This is a genomic window from Saccharopolyspora soli, from assembly GCF_022678645.1.
In the GTDB taxonomy this organism is placed as follows: domain Bacteria; phylum Actinomycetota; class Actinomycetes; order Mycobacteriales; family Pseudonocardiaceae; genus Saccharopolyspora; species Saccharopolyspora soli.
In genome coordinates, this window is record NZ_JALBWV010000075.1 from 1 (window position 1) to 18,307 (window position 18,307).

Below are 18,307 nucleotides of genomic sequence, written 5' to 3' on the forward strand. Positions count from 1 at the left end.
CTTCCCTCCGGTCGACCTGCGCGCGGCGCTCCGCGCGCGCGAAAAAACCACGCGCGAAAACCGTTGCTCCGCAACGCCTTTCGCGCACTTCCTGTATCCATAGTGGAGACTATACTACACCATTCCCTTGCTCCGCAAGGGAATACCACTGCTCCGCAGTGGACAGACGATACTTCCCTTGCTCCGCAAGGGAAAACCTCACTTCCAACGATCTCCACACATACAACCCTATACAAAAATCCCCTTGCTCTGCAAGAAAAAACCCCAATCCCCTGTGGACAGATCACACAACCCATCCTCAAACCCTTGACAACGTCAACCCGAACTGATAAAGAACCCCCCGCACCACCCCCAGGACCCCACCAGCTCACCACAACCACCAGAAAGACCCCTGAAACCGCCACAGACAACCTCAACCCCCACCAGACACCTTGGAGTACCCCGAAACAGGAAAGGCCCCCCGGCACGAAACCAGGGAGCCCTTCAGAGACCATTCGCTTCTCAAGCGTAGATGACCTTGCCAAACACGATGTACTGAAGCACCTGATCAGCCATATCCGCATCAAAGTCCGCGCCTTCCGGGTCCTTGATGAAGACTCCGCACTCACGGAGAACCGATTGGCGCATGTACTCGGGACAGTTGCCCTTAGCAGTACGAGCCAGGGTGTTCACGGCCTTGAGGATCACCGTGTGGTCAACCCGGACCGCCTCCCCTGGCTCGTCCTCGTCCACCAGGACGACGTACCAGTCATCGGGCACGTCCAACTGTGCGATGCCGTAGGCCGACATGATGCCCCACCACGAGTAGTCCAGCGCGCCAGACCCGATGAAATGAGATGCCGTGTCCTGCGGCGAAACCTCGTACATTTTCATTGACTCAATCCACCCCTTCAACCACATCAACATATAAATTTAGTACGGTATCTAACTTATCTAACCCAGTTCCGCCGTACGGTATCCGACTTACCTCCACAGGGATTCAACTTAACCCCAGACCAGCTCGCCGTTCTCGATCCGAAGATCGTTATAATTGGCATCCGCGACGGACGCAAGATCGGTGCACGAGCCATCCAGGTAGCTCATCGCCGCGTTATCTCAGTCTCGGTAGCCGAGCTTGCGCTCCAACTTCTCTGCGTTCTTTTGGTAGTGCTTGCGCTGGCCAGTGAGGGGTCCGAGTTCGCGGACTGCTTGCACTTGGGCCGCATCAGCCTGATCGCGGTGATGCTGCGCTCGAACACGGGTCACGAAGTTATTTTCTTCGATCTCCTGGTTCAGTTTCTCGATCTCCCGACGTGATTGTTCGATCTCGTCGAAGCCGCTCATCGATCCTCCTTGCTGCTCGTTTGGCCGCTCGTGCCCTAGTCCCGTCCTGAACGCTGCCGCGCCCAACGTCGCGGCAACTAAGGCTTGAGGCTCAGCTCTTGTTGCCGTTGATCACAGTGTTGCTGTCGCCTTCCTTGTGAGCGCACTCGCGCGCCATCTGGTTGCGGAAAGTCACTCGCACGTCCGCGCGGGGGATGCCGTCTCGGCAGTTCGTGATGTTCAACTGATCGCTCCTTGCGCTGGTGGTTCGTCCTGTGGGTGCTGCCGGTGAAAGGACCGGCAGCACCTGGCGCGGTCAGTTTTCGCCGTGCTCGGCGGCATAGCGGTTGGCCCAGGCGTCCACGTCGGTCTTGGTGGGGCGCCAGTGGCCCTCTTGGACCTCGGTCGCAACGACAGCGATCATGTCCTGGGCAGCGACGACTCCGTTTCCGCGCGCCAGGCGCGCGAACGTCTCATACCAAATCTCATCGGTGCGGTCGTAGATGCTGGTCAAGATCTGCTGAAGTGCGTCCACAATTCCTCCTTGATGACAACTTTGATAAGTGTAGTACGGTACCTTACTTACCTCAACTCGTTGAGCCGTGCGGGTTATCGCGTACCTCGGTAACGTCGTCGTAGGAGTACTTGCCGGTCAGCCAGTCATCCGGGTTGATCGCGCTGCGCATGGTCTTCACCGTGACCGTGGTCGGGTTGGCGCGCACCACGTCATACCACCGGCCGCGCGCCTTCACCTGTTTGTTCTTCCCTTTAACGTCCTCGCGGGTGACGTTCGACAACTTCCCCTCGGCGATGTACTGGTCCATGATTGGCCGCCAGTACGCCAGCTGATGTTCCAGGCGTTCCTTGGTCTCCTGCCACAGCGCGCGGCTTCCTTCGCTGAGAGGTTCCCGCACGCCAGGAGCGAGGTAGGTTCCCTGGGTGAGGTGGACCTCGGCAGTGCGGAGTTCTTTCTCCAGATTGCGAACGCGGGACCGCACGGCCCGAGGCGCGTAGCGGTGGTCGGTGTGGTTGCGGGCGGTCTCGGCTTGGGCATGGAGCTTGTTCGCGTAGTCCTGCTGCTTGTAGGACTTGCCTAGGTTGTTCCAGGCTCGTTCTCGTTGACGGCGGTCGCGGTTGTAGCTGTGGTGGCCGGGCATCATCGGTTGCCCGAACGGGATGTGGTCGAACACGTCGGTTGCCTTCTTGCGGGTGGCTGCCGCCTCCGCCGATTTCCTGTCAGCTCGCCTATGCCGACGGTCCGCGTAGTCCTCGATTCGTTCGGCGCGGTCCGCCTCTGATTCCTCCATCGGTCGCAACGTGGTATCGATCGACACCGTGACCGTGTACCCAGCTGCCCGCAACGCGGTAGCGGTCGCGTCGATGCGCCAGCGGCGCGGGAGCTGATCGCGGCTCTGCTGCTGGTGGTACGCACCCAGGTAGCGCGACCAGCGCCAGTTCTGCGCGCGTGCGATCGGTTTGAGAACGTCGGCCGGGATCGTGCCGCCAAAGATGCGCATCAAGGTTCCCTCGGCCATCGTGTGACTGATCTCGATCGTGATAGCACTCACCACTACCTCTCCAAACTCCAGTACGGGTATTGGGTCAGCCCTCGAAAACATGCTCTCCGTTGACCATCACAGCGAGAGGCACTGTGGCGTCAGCGTCTGGACGCACGAGCCACGGCGCAGCGTCTTCCACGGAGATAGCCACAACAACGCGCGCAGGGTCGTTCCCAGCGGGTTCCATCATGATCGTCGTGGCCACGCCAGCCACTTCGATCATGGGTGCTGTCAAATCGTCCTCTGCGTCCGCCGGATAAAACGTTGCATTCACCAAGTGGTAACGAAGCTCCGCGCCACACTCCCGGTCGTATCCACGTTGCGCCTCACGGGCGACCGCCCACACGCACACCCCCGCAGCAGCAGCGAAGAACAGGGCCACGAGTGCGCAGACCGCCATATCCGCTCCGGTGCGGATACCGGGTGAGAACATCGCGGTTACCATGAGCAGGCACGAGGCGCTGTGCGTCCAGAACCAGAACACCATCAGTGGCCCCCGTCGATCGGGGTGGTTTGGGAGAAGTCGAATCGCGTTGTCATCCAGAACCGCCGGGTGTCCCGTTTGGCCTCGGCTGCGTCGCTGGGATGGTCCTGCTTTTCGGCGTTGGGCTGGTTGTCGTCACATCCGGCGACGATCCGCAGTCCGGTTGCTCCGGCGGGGACGCGGCCTTGGGCTTTCCACTCTCGGTAGGTGGCGAGATGGCCGGTCACGCGCACGCCCAACGCGTCAGCTTGGGCGAACACCAGGACCTGGTTACGGGGCGAATAGACCGCCCGCAGTCGGCAGTCTGGCGGCAGTTTCGCCAGCCGTGCGGCCAAGTCGTCCAAATACTCCTGGTCGTCAAGCGCTTCCGCTGCGGCCTGCTTGAGCTCGCGGTCTTCAGCGCGGCGCTGCTCTTGTTCTTCCGGCGTGGGCTTGCCGCGCCGCTTCGTGGGCTGGTCGTCCTCGGGGGTCCAGTCCTGCGGCTTGTCGACCGTGAGCAGCACGGCGCGGACGCGGGTGCCCTGCGCAGCGAACGCATCCTCGGGCAGTTCGATCAGGTCGCCGTCGTAGCGTGCGTGCCAGTCGCGGAGTTCGGTGTGTTTGCGGTCCGTTCGGAACGTGAAGCCGTTGGGGACGATCGCCACCAACCTGCCACCGGGCCGTAGCAGCGACCAGGCGTGTCGCACGTGGTCGATCCAGATCGACGGGCGGCCGGGCACCGCGAACGGCGGATTCATGATCACAGCGTCGAAGTGCTCTGGGCGCTGGGTGCGGTGCAGGAACTCTTCCAGACGGCCCGTGATGACCGTGGTCATGTCGGCGTCGATCAGCTGGGCGCGTTGGGTGTTCGGTTCGACTGCCCAGACCTCGACTCCCGATGTCGCCGCGTGCGCGGCGCGCACGAGCGCCCCGTCACCGGCGCTGGGTTCCAGCACCCGTGCACCGGCCTCCAGCGGGCCGAGTTCGGCGACCAGACGCGCGGCCACGGATTCCGGGGTGGCCACGTAGCCCTCGGTCGTGCGCGCCGATCGCGGCGCCTCGCCGGTCTCGATGATGCGGCGGATCGCGTCGGTGGGGTCCGTGTCGAACACTGTCCCTTTGGCCTTGCGGGACCACGTGCCGCCGAGGTTGCCGAGTACTTTGGCCGTGGCGGTGTAGTCGTCGCGGGACAACTTCTCGACGATCCGCACCGTACGATCCTCGATCGACGCTCCCGCCAAGATGTCGCGCACTCGATCGCTGACCGCGATGCTCCCTGTGGTTGCCACGTTTCCGCTCCCCTTCCTGGATTTCTCGGTTGATCTGAGCCGAGCATTGACAGCACGCGCGGGGGCTCGTGCTGTCTCCTGCCCCGGCTCAGATCACCGGCCGCTGCTTCCGTCGGAGTCCCCCGTGCGCATCGGCATCACGAGCACCTGAAAGTCCGGAGGCAGCGCCGCATCGTCGGATTCCGCGAACACGACCGGACGAGCGCGACCGCCGTTCGGCTCCTGGATCTGGACCGCGACCGCAGAACTGGAGAACAAGCTCAATGCGGTTGTCAGCCGGTCTCCGCTGATGGTCGTTGCGTCGGCGTCACCGCTCACCTCGGCCGGACATGGATCGACGTGCACAAGCGCGGCGTGTTCCTGGGGCACCACGGGCAGCACCTCAAGGCAGTCACGGCCGGGGCGCACGATGACCCGCGACGCGTCGTCCTTGTCGAACTTCGTAATGGTGCTGATCTTGTGGACGCGCTTGACCAGTGCATCGAGGGTGGCGCGGTCCGCCGTGGCGGTGCAGGCAAACGACGTCGAGACCAGGTGGTCAGTGCGGGGAAACTCGCTGTCCAGCGTGCGGGTGAAGAGCTCCACGGATCCGGAGACGAACCGCCACAAGCCAGCTTGGCACTGTTCGATCGTCACGATTTCGCCGTCGAAATACCGCGTCACCTTGCCGAGCGTCTGAGCCGAAATCAGGGCGCCGAACTCGGTGTGGCGAATGTCTGCGGGCAGGGTGGCGCGCATCAACACGAAACGGTCGGTCGCCTCGACGCGCACCCCAGCGCCGGATCCGACCAGATGAATGCCGGTCAACACCGGCAGGGTGTCATCGTTCGATGCGACGGACGCCGCGCGGCGGATCACCTCCGACCACAGTGCACGATCCACCCGAGCGCTGGTCACCACTCGCGACTTTTCCGGCAGGCCCGGATAGTCGTCCAGGTTGAACACCTCAACCGGAATGGTCATGCCGTCTGCGGACACGGTGACATGTCCACTGGTCGTGAGACTGATCTCCGTGGACGTCGTTTTCTTTCCGAACGCCTTGATGAGCTTCAGCAACTGGGCGTGGTTGACGATCGCGCGACCAGCTCCGCTACAGCGGGCCGTGATGTTGACCCGGATCGCGGACTCGTAGTCGAAACCCGCAACGGTGCAGCCGTTGTCGCTCCACGTGATCTCAACGCCCCCCAGCACGGGCAGCGGCGGGCGTGCGGGGACGGCAACGCCCACGGTGGTCAGCACGTCAATCCACCGAGCGAGACTGGCCTGTGCGGTAGCCACGATGGCGGTTTCGGGCGTGTTCGCGTGTTCCACTGATCAACCCTTCTTGGTAATTTACGTGCGGTACCTGACTTACCTCAAAAGCTAGAACGCAGACGTCGGATCGTCCAAGATTTCAAAGGCGCGCTTCAACGTGACGAACTGGTCACGCCGACCGGTCCACGGAGCGTGAGATACACCGAGCATGGGTTTATCCACGCTCCATGACAGGAACACGTGACGCTCGTAGGTCGGCCTGTCATACGGCGTGTAGCCGTACGCGTCTGGCCAAGTCCGCATGGCTTGCGGCGTGTCGCGAACTTCGGTGTATCGAATGGTGTTGCCGTTTGCAACTTCCCATTCTGATTCGGGGTCCCGTGCGGCGGCAATGATGGCGTCACGGAGCGCTTGACGCTGCGCAGTGAGTTTCACTGAATCTCCCCAACTTTGACATGAGTGCGACAGGGCAGGCTGATCTGGATGCGCTTCCACTTCCCTGCCGGTCAACCCGACACAACTAACACTAGTGCGGTACCCAACTTACCCGCAAGGGTTTTTGCTTGCTTTCACCGAATGGCCTATGGCGATAACGGAATTGTCACCGTCCGGGAATGGTGGGGGAGTGGTTGTGTATTTCCGCAGGTGATTGGTGTCCGGCAGGGGAGTGGTTTCCCTCGCCTGGGGTTTTGCGTCGCTCCAGGTTCGCCGCGACCGCACCCCCGCGGTCGCGTGCCGCGCGGTGCGCGCGGGTCCAAATCGCTGCGCGATTTTGACCCTCACCGACCCGCCCGCGGATATACTGCGGGCAGAGCCCGCAGATATCGCCGGAGGCGTTCGGGTCGCACTCTACGGAACCTCACTCCTCGTCGTCGGGGCCTCGGCTTGGCGCCTGCCCGTCGTCGGCCTTTTCTGGCACAGCAGCAACGCCCCCTCGTACTGCTTTGACGAGGGGGCGTTGCGTTGTTGTGTGGTTTTAGACGGTTCGCCGACGGGGCGATGACGCCGGAGTTTGGTGAGCGGGGGCTGGGTTGACGACCGGAATGCCTTCGGGGAGGGTGTCGTCGTTTCGCTGCGGGTTGTCTGCGGCGTTCTCTGGCTCCCGTGGCCGTGGGGGGTTGTGTGGTGGTGACCACCGGCCGACATTGGCGGCGGGTTGCGGTGTTTCGGGATATGTGCCGCGTTTTCGTGGGTAGAGGTATTCGACCGCGGGGTTTTTCCGTGGGCGGTCCAAGCGTGGTACCTGAATCCGGAAGAGTCGCCCGCCTACCCGTGCGACACCACGTCCGGGCACGGTGTTGCTGCCGTATTCATCGACGGCGGCGCGCCAGTCCTTGCCGAGAATTTCTCGGGCCCCGACTGGAGACACGTAGCCGAGACAAATGATGTATTCCAACATATCTTTGGCCGCGCCGGGGATTGCGTCGATGGAGTCGGGGCGTTGCGTGGCGACCACGAGACGGCCATTGGAACCCCGGATTTGCTTGGCCAACGTGTTGATCAGTGGGTCGACGACGTCTTTTCCGAGCTGTTGGCGAATGTCCTGGATTTCATCGATGACGACCAAGTAGCGGGGATGGTCGGGTTCCTCGTCGCGGTGGCCGCGCTCGTAGTCGGCCTCCTGTTCGTAGCGGGCGCGCATGTGCGCGACGAGTTCGGTAAGTCCTCGTTCCCATTCGTCGGGATTGCGGGCCACGGTGTGGATGCCTTCGCGGCCCTCGAAAGCGAGAAAATCGGAGCCGGATTTTCCATCGAAGAGGTAGGCGCCGCCTGCGAACCATCCGTCGCGGACCGATCGGGCGATGAAGCCGCGCAGGAAGTTGGACTTTCCGCCGCCGGTTCCCCCGGCGACGAGGAGGTGGCGCTCTTCGGCCGGGTCGAGCAGGGCGATGGGCAGGGTTGCGGTGACCTCGGAGGTTTCGGCGTCGACCATGTCGAGGTGGCCGTTGGCGGTTTCGGCGTCGGTGACGGCAATCAGGATGCCAGGCAGGTCCTGCCACAGCCGCTCGTGCACCTCGCGAGGCAGGAAAGCCGCGGCCTGCACGTGGAATTCCGAAGGCGAGGGCCAGGTAACCGAGTATCGGCCGTCTTGACGCAGGCTCCAGGCCACGGCGGAGGCGATGCGGGCGCGGACGCCAGGGTCTTCGGTTCCCGCGGTCGGCGCGGCGATGTCGACGGATTCCAACGTCGCGCCCTGCACCCAGGATTCATCGACGACGTCGAGCTCGCCGGGGTCAACTCGGGTTGCACGGGACACGCTGGCGAGCACGGCGGCCATGGTGCGGTGCCGGGCACGCAGGGTGTCGGTGAGCGCGGCGAGGACCAGCCACAAGCCGACCGTCATCGGCCACGCCCAAGGTCCGGCTTCGACGGCGAGTACGAGCAGGGCGAGCACGCCGATCAGCGGCCGGGCGAAGCGGCGAATCCGGCGGCGGGTGTACCAGCGCGCCCAGTGCGTGAGGACCATGAGCGCGCACCACGCGACCGCAGCAGCCGCCACCGGCAGCCACGAAAAACCGCTGCACACCCAGAACACCAGAATCGAGCCGAGCGCGACCCACCCCGGCGCCTCGCGCGCATCAACCCACGCTGCCCGAAGGTCGTCCGCGGTGCGGCCGTACCACCACGCGCGCAGCATCGACCGCGCGGCGCGAGGACTGCGCAGCCAGACCGGCAGACGACGCGTCCACCGGCGCCGTCGGCGGGTGCGCGGGCGCGGAGGGTCGACGGGATCGGGTGGGGATCCGGCAAGAAAGCCGGTGTCCTGGCTGGCGGGCGCGGTCATCGCGGCATCCTCGCCGCGACGCCAGCCACGTCGTATGCCGCGCGCTCGTGGTCTCGCTCGCCATTGCGGAACTGGTTCGGGCCCCAGTGGTGCGGCCGGGCGCCGCGGAGCTCCCGCGGGTACTCACTGGCCGGGCGGCGACCATGACCGTCAGCAACGACCTTCTTCGCTTCCGGATACGCCCCGATGACCGCCGCGGCCACCTGGCGCGGCACCAACCAATCGCGGACCGGCAAGCGCTGAAACTTCGGCGACGAGTTCCGGTAGCCGACCGGCACGTGTGGCACCTCCACGCCGATGCGCACCACACCCCAGCGCTGTATCGCGTGGTCCACGAGTTCGTCGAGCGCGTCGCGGAGTTTCGCGACGTAGCGGCCGAACGCGACCCAGTTGTCCGGGTCGGACAGGGCGGACTTCAGTAGTTGGCCGTTGGCGCCGACCGGTCCCATCGTCCACCCGAATTCCGCGTGATCCTCCACCCGCAGCACGCAGGCGGTCCAGGTTTGGCCGGGGTCGATTCCGATCACCGGCAGCGGATCACTGGCAGGTGGGGTGGGGGTCGGTGTGGGTTCAACGGCGGGTGCGGGGTGGGACATCAGGCCCACCACCCACTGGTGATCGCGGCGACACCCGCCGCCGTGGTGGTTAGTGCCACGGCGATCACCGCGCAGCCGAGATCACCACCCGGACTGGACGTTCCGGCGGGCGCGCGGCGGACGGCATCCGCGGGCACGCCGGTGATCTGGTGGCCGCTTTCGGTGGTGATGTCCACGCCCCCGAGAAATCCGGTGCTGGTGACTCGGCCACGGGTGCCCGATCCGGCGCCGTCGACCTCGCGCACCAGTTCCACCCAGTCGCCGACGTTCGGCGAACTCATCGCATACCTCCCCGGTGTCCGGGCTCCCGCGTTGTCGCAAGCGCAAGGGGCGACGGAGGCGGGGTGCCTGCGTCGCCCCTTGGTCGGGTTGGGAGCCCCGTCCACAGTGCTCGTCGGGGTGGGCGGGAAACAACGCGCTGACGTGCTGACAGGCGATGTCAGCACATTGATCGATACCGCCGCGTGACCGACGGTCCGGTGACCCGGCGGCCGAGGGTGGAGATCAACTGGCGGCGGACCTCGGCGGGTGCAGCCGCACAGGGAGTCGGACCAGTGCGCGCTGCAGCAGCATGTGCTCGTACTGAAGCTCGCCGGGCGGGCAGGTCAGGTGCATGTCCGGCCAGCGTCGGAGTAGCTCGGCGAGCGCGATCCGGCCTTCCAGTCGCGCCAGTGCGGCGCCGAGGCAGTAGTGGATGCCGTGACCGAAGGAGAGGGCCCTTTTGTCTTCTCGGTGCAGGTCAAACTGGTCAGGGTCGGGATAGCGGAGTGGGTCGCGGTTGCTCGCGGCGATCGAGACGAATACGAGGTCTCCGGCGTGGATGTTCGTTCCGCCCAGGGTGGTGTCGTGGGCGGCGTAGCGGTAGGTCGCGGTGTGCAGCGGGGGATCCCATCGCAGGGTTTCCTCGATCGCTGCGGGGATCAGGTTGGGGTCGGCGACGCATTCCGCCAGCGCCTCGGGATGACGCAGCAGCGCGAGGATCGTGCCTGTGAGCAGGTGGACCGTGGTCTCGTGTCCGGCGAGGATCAGCACGAACGCCAGCGACACCAACTCCTCGGTGGACAGGCGATCTCCGCTGTCTGCTGCTCGGATCAAATCGGTGAGTAAGTCGTCGCCGTTGGCGGCGCGTTTGCGGTCGATGAGGTCGTGCAGGTAGTCGCCCATCGCGTCTCCGGCGTCCCACGCCAGCGCGGGGTCCTTGGCTTGGACGAAGTCGCCGGTCCACGCCCCGAACTGTGCCCGGTCGCTGGGGGGCACGCCGAGCAGTTCGCTGACTACCATGATCGGCAGCGGTTCGGCCACTGCGGCGAGCAGGTCCACGTCGCTGCTGGTGTCGATGGAGTCCAGCAGTTGCTCGGTGAACGCGTGGATGCGCGGCTGCACGACGTCGAGGCGACGTGGTGTGAACGTGGGTGCGACCAGGCCGCGGATTCTTGTGTGGTCGGGTTGGTCTTGATTGAGTAAGACGCGGACCGCTGAGGGGAGAGCGTGCGGGGTTGCTCCAGCGGGTGCCAGTTCCTGCATCCGGTCTCGGAGCACGTCGAGATCTTTGCGGTACAGCGCGTGATCGCCGAGCACGTGTGTGGCCTCGGCATAGCGGAGCACGAGGTGCACCGGGGTTCCGTTGGAGGTTCTGACACGGGCTACTGGCCCGTGTTGTCGAAGGCGGGCGAGGAAGGTGTACGGGTCGGCGCTGAAAGTCTCGTCCATCCAGTCCATCAGGAAGCCCCTTCGTGGGATCCGTCAGCAGCGTGTGAGCGCGAGCCGCCGCCTGGTCATGAACGCTCTCGATCACTGTGCGCCCGCGAAGGGCCGCCGCGGTATGCGGGGTTCCCCGCATACCGCTCCGTTCGAGCTACGGGGTTCCGCGAAGGCGATCGAGGTACGCGCGGACGATCAGCACCAGTTTCGTCTCGGTGATGGTCGGATCGAACGCCATCAGTTTTGTCCGGATCTTTCCGGCGTAGGTCTCCACGGTTTTGCGGGAGATGCCCAGCCGGGCGCCAATGGATTGGTACTTCCAGTCGTGTGCGATCAACTCGGCGACCTCGCGTTCGCGGTCCGTCAACCCCGCTGGGTCCTCGTTGGCGTTCGGCTCGCCGAGCGCCTGGGCGACGGCGGTGTCCCAGTCCATCGTCTGCCCCACCTTCATGAGGTCGTTCAGTCGCGACTGGCCGAGCCCGTCGAGCACCCGCTGCATGGCCGACGCTTGCACGGCCGCGACACCGGAGATGTAGTTGCTGCGAACGCCGGTGAGGTGCTCGCGATTGGTTGCGGCGCCGTGCACTACCGCGGCGCGGGTGTGATCACCGCTCATGGCGAGGATCCAGAACCGCAGCCGCAATCCCCAGGTGCCGCCCCACCACTCGTCGCTGACATCGGGCCGTCGTTGGTCAAGCAGCGCCGCGCGGGACAACTGCTCCGCCCGAGCGAGCTCGTTTTTGCGGAGCGCAACGACCGCGGCGGGAAATCGGGCCCATGCGATGGTCCGGGGGCCGCGTGTCGCTTCGGCGTGGGCCAGGTGTCGCGTGACCGCCTCGTCGGCTTCTGCGGGTGGACGAAGGAATGCGGTGGCGATCGTGCCGATGAGCTCGGCGATGAGGAAGTCGGCGTGCCGACCTTCCTCGGCGAACATCTGCGCCGCTTCGGCGAGCACCTCAATGGCCCATTCTTCGCGGTGCACCATGTACGCGATCGCGCCGGTGACATAGCGAACGTCGGGACTGTTCGTGCCCGCGGGCAACGCCTGCCGGGCGTGCTCCAGCAGCTCATCGCAGCGCAGCGATCCTTGCTGGCAGTGCAACATCGCGGTCCAGGCCAGCGCGTCGGCTCGGCGGCGGGCGGGCAACCGTCCCGTCGCGTCGGCGGCGGCCAGCAAACGCTGCATCCAGTACGCGGCTTCGGTCAGGGCTCCGCGATGCTCCCAGATCGCGGTCCGCACCGTCGCGTTGATGATCGCCAGCCCGCGGATGGGATCGTCGCGTGAGCAGAAGTCCAGTGCCTCCCGCACGTTCGGCATGTTGAGGTGCAGACCTGCCAGCCACGCGGGTTCGTGCGGTCCCCGGTGCTCGTCTGCCGCCCGCGCGGTCCACGCCTGCAGCCACTGGGCATGCCTGCGGCGCAACGTGGTTTCCTCGCCGCACTCCCGCAGGTGTCGCAGGGCGTATTCGCGGGTCGTCTCCAGCAGCCGGTACCGGGTCGGCGACGAGGAGGTGTCGGCGATGATGAGAGATTTATCCACCAGGTCCGAGATCACGTCGGTGATGCTGGCTGTGGTGATGTGCTCGCCCAGCGCCGCGTTCGAGTCGAGATCCGGGGAGGTGCGCCCGGCGCAGATCGCTGCCGCGGCCGGGGCGGTGAACTGATTCAGCACCCCGAGTCGCGCGAAGAGTCGTTGCTCTTCGTCGGTGAGCAGTTCCCAACTCCAGTCGAGCGTCGCGGCGAGCGTGGCATGGTGGTCCTGCAGCATGCCACGGCCTGTGGTCAGCAGCGCAAACCTGTCCGAGATCCCCTCGGTGATGTCGTGCAGCGACATGGTGCGTAGTCGCCGCGCGGCCAGCTCGATCGCCAGTGGGATCCCGTCCAACGCTCGCACCAGCCGCGCCACCAGGGCGCGGTTGTCCTCGCCGAGCCGCCAGCTCGGGTCGGCTTCTCGGGCGCGGGCCGCGAACAACGCCACCGCTTCGGAGCCTGCTGTCTCCGCCAGGAGGTGCAGTTCGTCCTCGTCGCCGGTCTCGACCGTGGCGCGCTCCGGCGGCAGTGCCAGCGGCCCCACGGGCAGGCGCTGCTCGCCGGGGACGTCCAGGACGTGGCGGCTGGTCGCGAGGATGTGCAGGTCTGGTGCTGCCTGCAGCAGCCGTGTGCACAGTTCGGCGACTGCGTTGGTGAGGTGCTCGCAGTTGTCCAAGACCAGCAGCAGGTGCTTGCTGGCCAGATGTTCCTGCAGGGCGGACGACTGCACGCCCAGCGCTTGCGCCACCGTTCCCCGGAGGAGATCTGGTGTGTCGATCCGCGTCAAATCGGCGAGCCACACCCCATCGTCGTAGACCCGCGTCACCTCCTCCGAGGAGGCCGCATGCAACGCCAGTCGCGTCTTTCCGACACCGCCGAGTCCGATCAGCGTCACCAGTCGCGCGTCCGACAGCAACCGTGTGAGTTCGCCCCTCAGTTCTCGTCGACCGACGAACGGTGTGAGATCAGCCCTCCAGCGAACAGGTGGCATAGGGGAAAACCTTAGTGTCCCCTTGGCGTTACGCCAGGGATTCCCGGCGTAAATACGCAGCCCCCGTCACTCACACGGCCCAACCTTTGGGGTCATCCCGTAGGCGGCAGGTCACGCCCCCGTACCTCTTGTTGCTACCGGATACGGGCATCACCGGATTGCTTGGCGTTCTGCTCCTCCTCCACTGTGGCATCGACTGGTCTAGACAGCTCCGTCGGTCGAGGCGCGGCACCGTGCGCGCCGGGCCACCGTGCTCGCTGCCGCCAGTACGTCCACCAGCACCACCGGGCTTGAGTGATGACGACCATCGAGGGAGGAGCCCATGAACAACGATCTGGCCCAGCGGGCGCCCGGCGAGACACTGCGGAGGATCGCCGCTCGCTACACAGCGCCGAAGCCACCTGCTGGGGGTTGGTTCGGCTCCGTGTGTACCGAAACCCTGCGCGCGCCGAGCGTGGCGATGCTGCAGACATTGGTGGATGAGCTGCGGCGCACGCCATGAGCACAACGACTCTCCGGCATTGCGAGCGCGGTATGAATGCCACAGTGGTGTTCGGCTTGGCCCCCATGACTGCGGTGTCCATTAAGGACCCTGGGCATGGCAGTGCTTTGTCGGCCCAGGGTATCGAGGTGCCCGATCATTGGGCCTCGCCGATGGGACCAGCAGCGTGGAGCGGGTATTCGGCAGGGACCCGCACATCGTGGCGACACCGCGCGCCCACGCTCGTCACCCTGCTGATGGCCCTGGCTGGGAGGACGGCGCGCAACGCCCTGGACCTCGTCGCCGACCACATCCCCACGCACCCGGCCGTCGCCGCGGCGGCGGCACGGCTGGATGCGGCCTGGCGGCTCGCGGTCGCCGCAGCGGATGCGTGCGACGCGCACTCCCGCGGGCGTACTCGTCCGACCTTCGTGGAGCAGGCATCGGCCCGCTTGCACGCCGGTCACGTGTTCTCCCAGTGCCGGGCCGTCGTGGACGTGCTGGTCGCCACGCAGGGCGTGGCGTCGTTGGTCGAGGACAGTTCACTGCAGGCGATCCAGCGGGACCTGCGCACCGCAAGCCGCCTCGCCACCGCCCAGGACGCGGCGAACCAGGAGTTGCTCGACCACGGACTTGCGACCGATAGCGGCCCTTCCATGACCGCCTTCATCTGACAAGGACGTCGACCATGCCTCCCATGCTGCAGGAGCACGCCGCTCCCCCGGTGCTGCGCGATCTCGCGCACGCCCCGTTTCGCACCCAGGCCGTGCGCGTTGTCGCCGCCTTGCGAGTTGCTGATCTGCTGGAGGATGGGCCGCTGTCGGTCGCCGAACTCGCCGCCCGCACCGGGGTTTCGGCGCCGCTGCTGCTGCAGGTGCTGCGCATGGTGGCCAGCCTTGGACTGCTGCGATCCGAACCCGACGGCGACGGCGTGCACCAGAGGTATGCGCTGACCGACCTGGGGCGGTACCTGCAGGACGGTCACCCCAGCGCCGCCCGTGACATGCTGCTAACCCTCGCGGGGCCGACGGCGTGGGCCTGCCTGGGAGTACTGCTGGAGCGGTTGACCACCGCGCGAAGCGGCACCTCGATCGCGCACGGCGTCGACACCTTCGTTGATGTGCTGCGGCAGCGCCCCATCGAGCACGCTGCGCACAGTCGCAGCATGATCGCCGTGCACGGCGACGAGCCGCCTGCGGTGGCCCGCGCGCTCGATCTGTCGCAGACCACCGGCACGATCGTCGATGTGGGCGGCGGAGTCGGCACGCTGCTGATCCACCTGCTCGCGCGGAATCCGCACCTGCGTGGAATGCTCGTCGACCTACCCGGAGTCGTTGATCATGCACGGGCCGCGGTCATCGACGCGGGCGTGGCGGACCGGGCGCAGATCGCGGTGGGGGATTACTTCGAAGCGGTGGTCCCCGCCGCCGCGGACGTGTACCTGCTCTCGCACATCCTCCATGGCTGGGATGAGCAGTCCTGCCTGAGCATTCTGCGCCACTGCGCCGCGGCCATGCGCCCCGACAGCCGCCTGTATCTGGTGGAGAGCGTGCTCCCGCCCGGCGACCAGCCGCACTTCGGGAAAACGCTGGACATGGTGATGCTCACCTTGACCTCCGGTCGAGAACGCACCGCGGATGAGTACGCGGCGCTGCTGGCCGCCGCAGGTTTACGTCTGCGGCGGGTGATTCCGACGGACTCGGCCGCGAGCGTGCTGGAGGTTGTCCGCGACACCGCCTCGTAGCACCACTGGTCACCGCGCGCCGGGTGTCGAGCAGGTGGCGGCCAGGCCGCGTCGCGTCGGGGGTCGTGACGTGCAGGCGGCGGGAACCTGCCCGCCTCTGCGGGGCATCAATGTCTCTACAACCAGGGGAAAACCACATGAGCACTGCACTCGCACCTCGGTCGCACGGCGACTACCGCTCCGCGGTGGCGGATGGACTGCCGCATCCCCGCGCCGCAGCGCTCGCGCCCCGCGGCCGGGATTTCGCCGTGGCGCTGCGCGAAGCACGCCAGGCCAATGGGTTATCGCAGCGCGGCCTGCAACGGCGAAGCGGCCTGGCCTCCAGCGACATCTGTCGATACGAGAAGGGGGAGCGCACGCCCACGCTGGAGGTCGCGCACGTGCTCGACACCGTGCTGCAAACCGGGGACGAACTGCTCAAGCTCGCGCGGGCCGCGCGCCGTCCCTCGCCCGCGGCGCGGTCCGCCCCGCCCTACCAACTTCCCGCACCACCGACGATTTTGGTTGGCCGTGACCGTGAGCTGGCCTGCCTGGATGCTGCCGCGCGCCGGGCGAGCACCGTGGTGGTCGACGGCATGTTCGGGGTTGGGAAGACTGGCCTCGTACGGCAGTGGGGCCACCAGGGCGACCCGCGGGAACGGTGGCCTGACGGCGTGCTGTTCGCGGACCTGCGCGGCTACAGCCCCGCCGGTCCACCTGCCGAGCCGACGTCGGTCTTGGGGCACCTGCTGCGCAGCCTCCATGTCGAGGACATCCCGGACGACGAGCAGGAACAGGAGCGGGCGCACCTGCTGCGCACCGTGCTCGCTGACAGGCGTGCGCTGATCGTGCTGGACGATGCCGCCAACGTGGAGCAGGTGCGGCCACTGCTGAGCGTCGGCCCTGACTGCACGGTCCTCATCACGGCCCGCCGCCGCCTGCCTGGGCTGTCCATTCGCGACGGTGCAGCGCGGGTGCCCGTGGAACCGCTGGCGATTCGAGCCGCAGCACTCGTGCTGGCCGCGGGGACCGGGTGGAATGTGGACAATCCCGCGCTCGCCGAGATCGCTGCGGCATGCGACCGGCTGCCGCTGGCCCTGCACGCCGCGGCCGTCGCCATCGGCGATCGGGCCGCTCGCCCACCTGCGGATGTGGTGGCCGAGCTCACCGGAGCGCAAGGGCTGGACGTGCTGACCGATGCGGCGGCTGATGACCCCGCGTCCGCGCTGCGCGTCGTCCTCGCCGCCTCGTACCACCGCCTCCCCCACTCCGCCGCCCGCGTGCTGCGCACGCTCGCCGACGTCGCCGACGACGGGGAGGTCACCTACACCGATCTCCCGCGTTGGCTTCGCGACGACGACGGCGACGCGGACGCGGTGACGGTCCTGCTGCGTGAGCACTTGCTCACCGACACTGGGCGCTCCGTTCGGATCCCCGGATTACTGCGCCGCTACCTCGCCACCGCGACCACCGAGCAGGAGGTGGCGTGATGCAGTGGCGCATCTTCGGCGTCGGCGTCGCTCTCACCGGACTCGCCGCCAGCGGGCTGACCTGGGATCACCTGCAGGCATCCGCGGTCGAGCAACACAGCATCGCCAGCGACCACGTCACCACGAAAGCGGCGCTGTACCCCCGCAGCCCCAGCGAGGTGCTCCGGGTGGCCGCGGACATGACCAGCCGCGACGACCCCCAAGCCTGCGAGCTGTTCGAGGACGCCGCCGCGTTGGAGTTCGCCGCCGCGCTGCGCGCGCCCAGCTGCCCCGTCGCGGTGCGCAAACTCGCCGGGCAGATCACCGACTTCACCACCTACGCCTCCTATGCGCCCCACTCGGTCGTGGTCCTCGATCGCGGCCCGGACGCGGTCGTGGACGGCTGTTCGCTGCGCTGGGGCAACGCCATCGCGCCCCAACCCGACGCCGGACCCGGCTTCGGCCGATTAACCGTCTCCCGCATCACCCCCAGCGGGGGCGGAGGCTGGATCATCGACCACTACCAGCCCTGCCCCCCACCACCCAGCACCACCGCCGCCACGGCGCCGCCGGTGACTCGCACGCCGTCGACCACGGGTCTGCGGCGGCAACCCCCGATGTACGCCCCGGCCTACGGCCAACTCCTGGGCAGGGCCATCGCCAACGGCGATGGCGGCGTCTGCGAACTGTTCGTCGCCGATGCGGCGCGCCAGTTCGCCGTCGCGCACGCCACCCCGAGCTGCGAGGAGGCCATCCTTGCGCTGTCCCAGCAGGTCTCCCACCCCGCCTGGTACTCCACCCAACCCGGCGGCATCACCACGACCACCGACTCCGCCGGACACATCGTCGTGCACGCGTGCACCCTCAACTGGAACAGCCTCGGCCCCGACAACGTCCCCGCCGGACCCCCCATGGGCCACCTGACCACCGCGGCGGAGGGCGGCGGATTCGTCATCGTGGGATACCAACCCTGCCCGTAAACGCGGCCAGATCGCGGGCCCGTTTCGACAGTACGTCACGCGCCGGTATCGATCACCGTGCTGACAGTGCTCGTCAGCACGTCAGCGCGTGGACACGTTGGGATCGATGACCGCACGGTGAACGGGCATCGGATGACGCGGGGCGCCCCCGTCCGCGCCGCGCCATCCCCCAGTCGCCGAGAGG

Annotated in this window: 19 protein-coding genes; 5 read left to right on the forward strand and 14 right to left on the reverse strand. The window is 66.6% G+C overall.

Going from position 1 to position 18,307, the window contains the following annotated elements; all coding sequences use genetic code 11:
• Positions 1-501 precede the first annotated feature (501 nt).
• The 14 genes from MOQ72_RS37120 to MOQ72_RS37180 form a co-directional block, all read right to left on the reverse strand.
• Entirely contained in the window at positions 502-873 is a 372-nt protein-coding gene (locus MOQ72_RS37120) for a hypothetical protein (protein ID WP_242190599.1), read from the reverse strand.
• A 222-nt stretch (positions 874-1,095) separates the two neighbouring features.
• Entirely contained in the window at positions 1,096-1,323 is a 228-nt protein-coding gene (locus MOQ72_RS37125) for a hypothetical protein (RefSeq protein WP_242190600.1), read from the reverse strand.
• A gap of 91 nt (positions 1,324-1,414) precedes the next feature.
• Positions 1,415-1,546 carry a hypothetical protein gene (locus tag MOQ72_RS44875; RefSeq protein WP_277955256.1) on the reverse strand — a complete coding sequence of 44 codons (132 nt, stop codon included), beginning with the start codon at positions 1,544-1,546 and terminating at the stop codon, positions 1,415-1,417.
• Positions 1,547-1,618: 72 nt separating this feature from the next.
• Complete coding sequence (locus MOQ72_RS37130) at positions 1,619-1,837, reverse strand: hypothetical protein (protein WP_242190601.1); 219 nt, start codon at positions 1,835-1,837, stop codon at positions 1,619-1,621.
• Between the two features lie 52 nt (positions 1,838-1,889).
• Positions 1,890-2,870, reverse strand: coding sequence for a DUF3560 domain-containing protein (locus MOQ72_RS37135; protein ID WP_242190602.1), 981 nt, complete (start codon positions 2,868-2,870; stop codon positions 1,890-1,892).
• 34 nt (positions 2,871-2,904) lie between these two features.
• Positions 2,905-3,348: a hypothetical protein gene (locus MOQ72_RS37140; protein WP_242190603.1), complete on the reverse strand. Its 444-nt coding sequence runs from the start codon at positions 3,346-3,348 to the stop codon at positions 2,905-2,907.
• Positions 3,348-4,613, reverse strand: a complete 1,266-nt coding sequence (locus MOQ72_RS37145; protein WP_242190604.1) for a methyltransferase — start codon at positions 4,611-4,613, stop codon at positions 3,348-3,350. The genes MOQ72_RS37140 and MOQ72_RS37145 overlap by 1 nt, the downstream gene beginning before the upstream one ends.
• A 93-nt stretch (positions 4,614-4,706) precedes the next feature.
• Positions 4,707-5,924: a DNA polymerase III subunit beta family protein gene (locus MOQ72_RS37150; protein ID WP_308198048.1), complete on the reverse strand. Its 1,218-nt coding sequence runs from the start codon at positions 5,922-5,924 to the stop codon at positions 4,707-4,709.
• Positions 5,925-5,975: 51 nt separating this feature from the next.
• On the reverse strand, positions 5,976-6,302 hold the full coding sequence (locus tag MOQ72_RS37155; RefSeq protein WP_242190605.1) for a hypothetical protein: 327 nt from the start codon (positions 6,300-6,302) through the stop codon (positions 5,976-5,978).
• 541 nt (positions 6,303-6,843) lie between these two features.
• A complete protein-coding gene (locus MOQ72_RS37160) occupies positions 6,844-8,652 on the reverse strand; it encodes an FtsK/SpoIIIE domain-containing protein (protein WP_242190606.1) in 1,809 nt (602 codons plus the stop codon).
• Positions 8,649-9,248, reverse strand: a complete 600-nt coding sequence (locus MOQ72_RS37165) for a hypothetical protein (protein WP_242190607.1) — start codon at positions 9,246-9,248, stop codon at positions 8,649-8,651. The genes MOQ72_RS37160 and MOQ72_RS37165 overlap by 4 nt, the downstream gene beginning before the upstream one ends.
• Entirely contained in the window at positions 9,248-9,529 is a 282-nt protein-coding gene (locus MOQ72_RS37170; protein WP_242190608.1) for a hypothetical protein, read from the reverse strand. The genes MOQ72_RS37165 and MOQ72_RS37170 overlap by 1 nt, the downstream gene beginning before the upstream one ends.
• A 223-nt stretch (positions 9,530-9,752) precedes the next feature.
• Positions 9,753-10,958 carry a cytochrome P450 family protein gene (locus MOQ72_RS37175; protein WP_242190609.1) on the reverse strand — a complete coding sequence of 402 codons (1,206 nt, stop codon included), beginning with the start codon at positions 10,956-10,958 and terminating at the stop codon, positions 9,753-9,755.
• A gap of 145 nt (positions 10,959-11,103) precedes the next feature.
• Positions 11,104-13,395: a helix-turn-helix transcriptional regulator gene (locus MOQ72_RS37180; RefSeq protein WP_242190610.1), complete on the reverse strand. Its 2,292-nt coding sequence runs from the start codon at positions 13,393-13,395 to the stop codon at positions 11,104-11,106.
• A gap of 397 nt (positions 13,396-13,792) precedes the next feature.
• Between MOQ72_RS37180 and MOQ72_RS37185 the strand changes: the two genes are divergently transcribed.
• From MOQ72_RS37185 to MOQ72_RS37205, 5 genes are all read left to right on the forward strand, one after another.
• A complete protein-coding gene (locus tag MOQ72_RS37185; RefSeq protein ID WP_242190611.1) occupies positions 13,793-13,972 on the forward strand; it encodes a hypothetical protein in 180 nt (59 codons plus the stop codon).
• A gap of 128 nt (positions 13,973-14,100) precedes the next feature.
• On the forward strand, positions 14,101-14,625 hold the full coding sequence (locus tag MOQ72_RS37190; RefSeq protein WP_242190612.1) for a hypothetical protein: 525 nt from the start codon (positions 14,101-14,103) through the stop codon (positions 14,623-14,625).
• Between the two features lie 14 nt (positions 14,626-14,639).
• Entirely contained in the window at positions 14,640-15,695 is a 1,056-nt protein-coding gene (locus MOQ72_RS37195; protein WP_242190613.1) for an ArsR family transcriptional regulator, read from the forward strand.
• Between the two features lie 137 nt (positions 15,696-15,832).
• Positions 15,833-17,164: a helix-turn-helix domain-containing protein gene (locus tag MOQ72_RS37200; RefSeq protein WP_242190614.1), complete on the forward strand. Its 1,332-nt coding sequence runs from the start codon at positions 15,833-15,835 to the stop codon at positions 17,162-17,164.
• Entirely contained in the window at positions 17,164-18,123 is a 960-nt protein-coding gene (locus MOQ72_RS37205; protein WP_242190615.1) for a hypothetical protein, read from the forward strand. The genes MOQ72_RS37200 and MOQ72_RS37205 overlap by 1 nt, the downstream gene beginning before the upstream one ends.
• Positions 18,124-18,307: the final 184 nt, after the last annotated feature.

Bases quoted from the DNA above. Each gene is read 5' to 3' on its own strand.
- MOQ72_RS37125 (WP_242190600.1), bottom strand. From the start codon at position 1,323: ATGAGCGGCTTCGACGAGATCGAACAATCACGTCGGGAGATCGAGAAA.
- MOQ72_RS37175 (WP_242190609.1), bottom strand. From the start codon at position 10,958: ATGGACGAGACTTTCAGCGCCGACCCGTACACCTTCCTCGCCCGCCTT.
- MOQ72_RS37205 (WP_242190615.1), top strand. From the start codon at position 17,164: ATGCAGTGGCGCATCTTCGGCGTCGGCGTCGCTCTCACCGGACTCGCC.
- MOQ72_RS37195 (WP_242190613.1), top strand. From the start codon at position 14,640: ATGCCTCCCATGCTGCAGGAGCACGCCGCTCCCCCGGTGCTGCGCGAT.
- MOQ72_RS37165 (WP_242190607.1), bottom strand. From the start codon at position 9,248: ATGTCCCACCCCGCACCCGCCGTTGAACCCACACCGACCCCCACCCCA.
- MOQ72_RS37140 (WP_242190603.1), bottom strand. From the start codon at position 3,348: ATGGTGTTCTGGTTCTGGACGCACAGCGCCTCGTGCCTGCTCATGGTA.
- MOQ72_RS37170 (WP_242190608.1), bottom strand. From the start codon at position 9,529: ATGAGTTCGCCGAACGTCGGCGACTGGGTGGAACTGGTGCGCGAGGTC.
- MOQ72_RS37200 (WP_242190614.1), top strand. From the start codon at position 15,833: ATGAGCACTGCACTCGCACCTCGGTCGCACGGCGACTACCGCTCCGCG.
- MOQ72_RS37160 (WP_242190606.1), bottom strand. From the start codon at position 8,652: ATGACCGCGCCCGCCAGCCAGGACACCGGCTTTCTTGCCGGATCCCCA.
- MOQ72_RS37185 (WP_242190611.1), top strand. From the start codon at position 13,793: ATGAACAACGATCTGGCCCAGCGGGCGCCCGGCGAGACACTGCGGAGG.
- MOQ72_RS37120 (WP_242190599.1), bottom strand. From the start codon at position 873: ATGAAAATGTACGAGGTTTCGCCGCAGGACACGGCATCTCATTTCATC.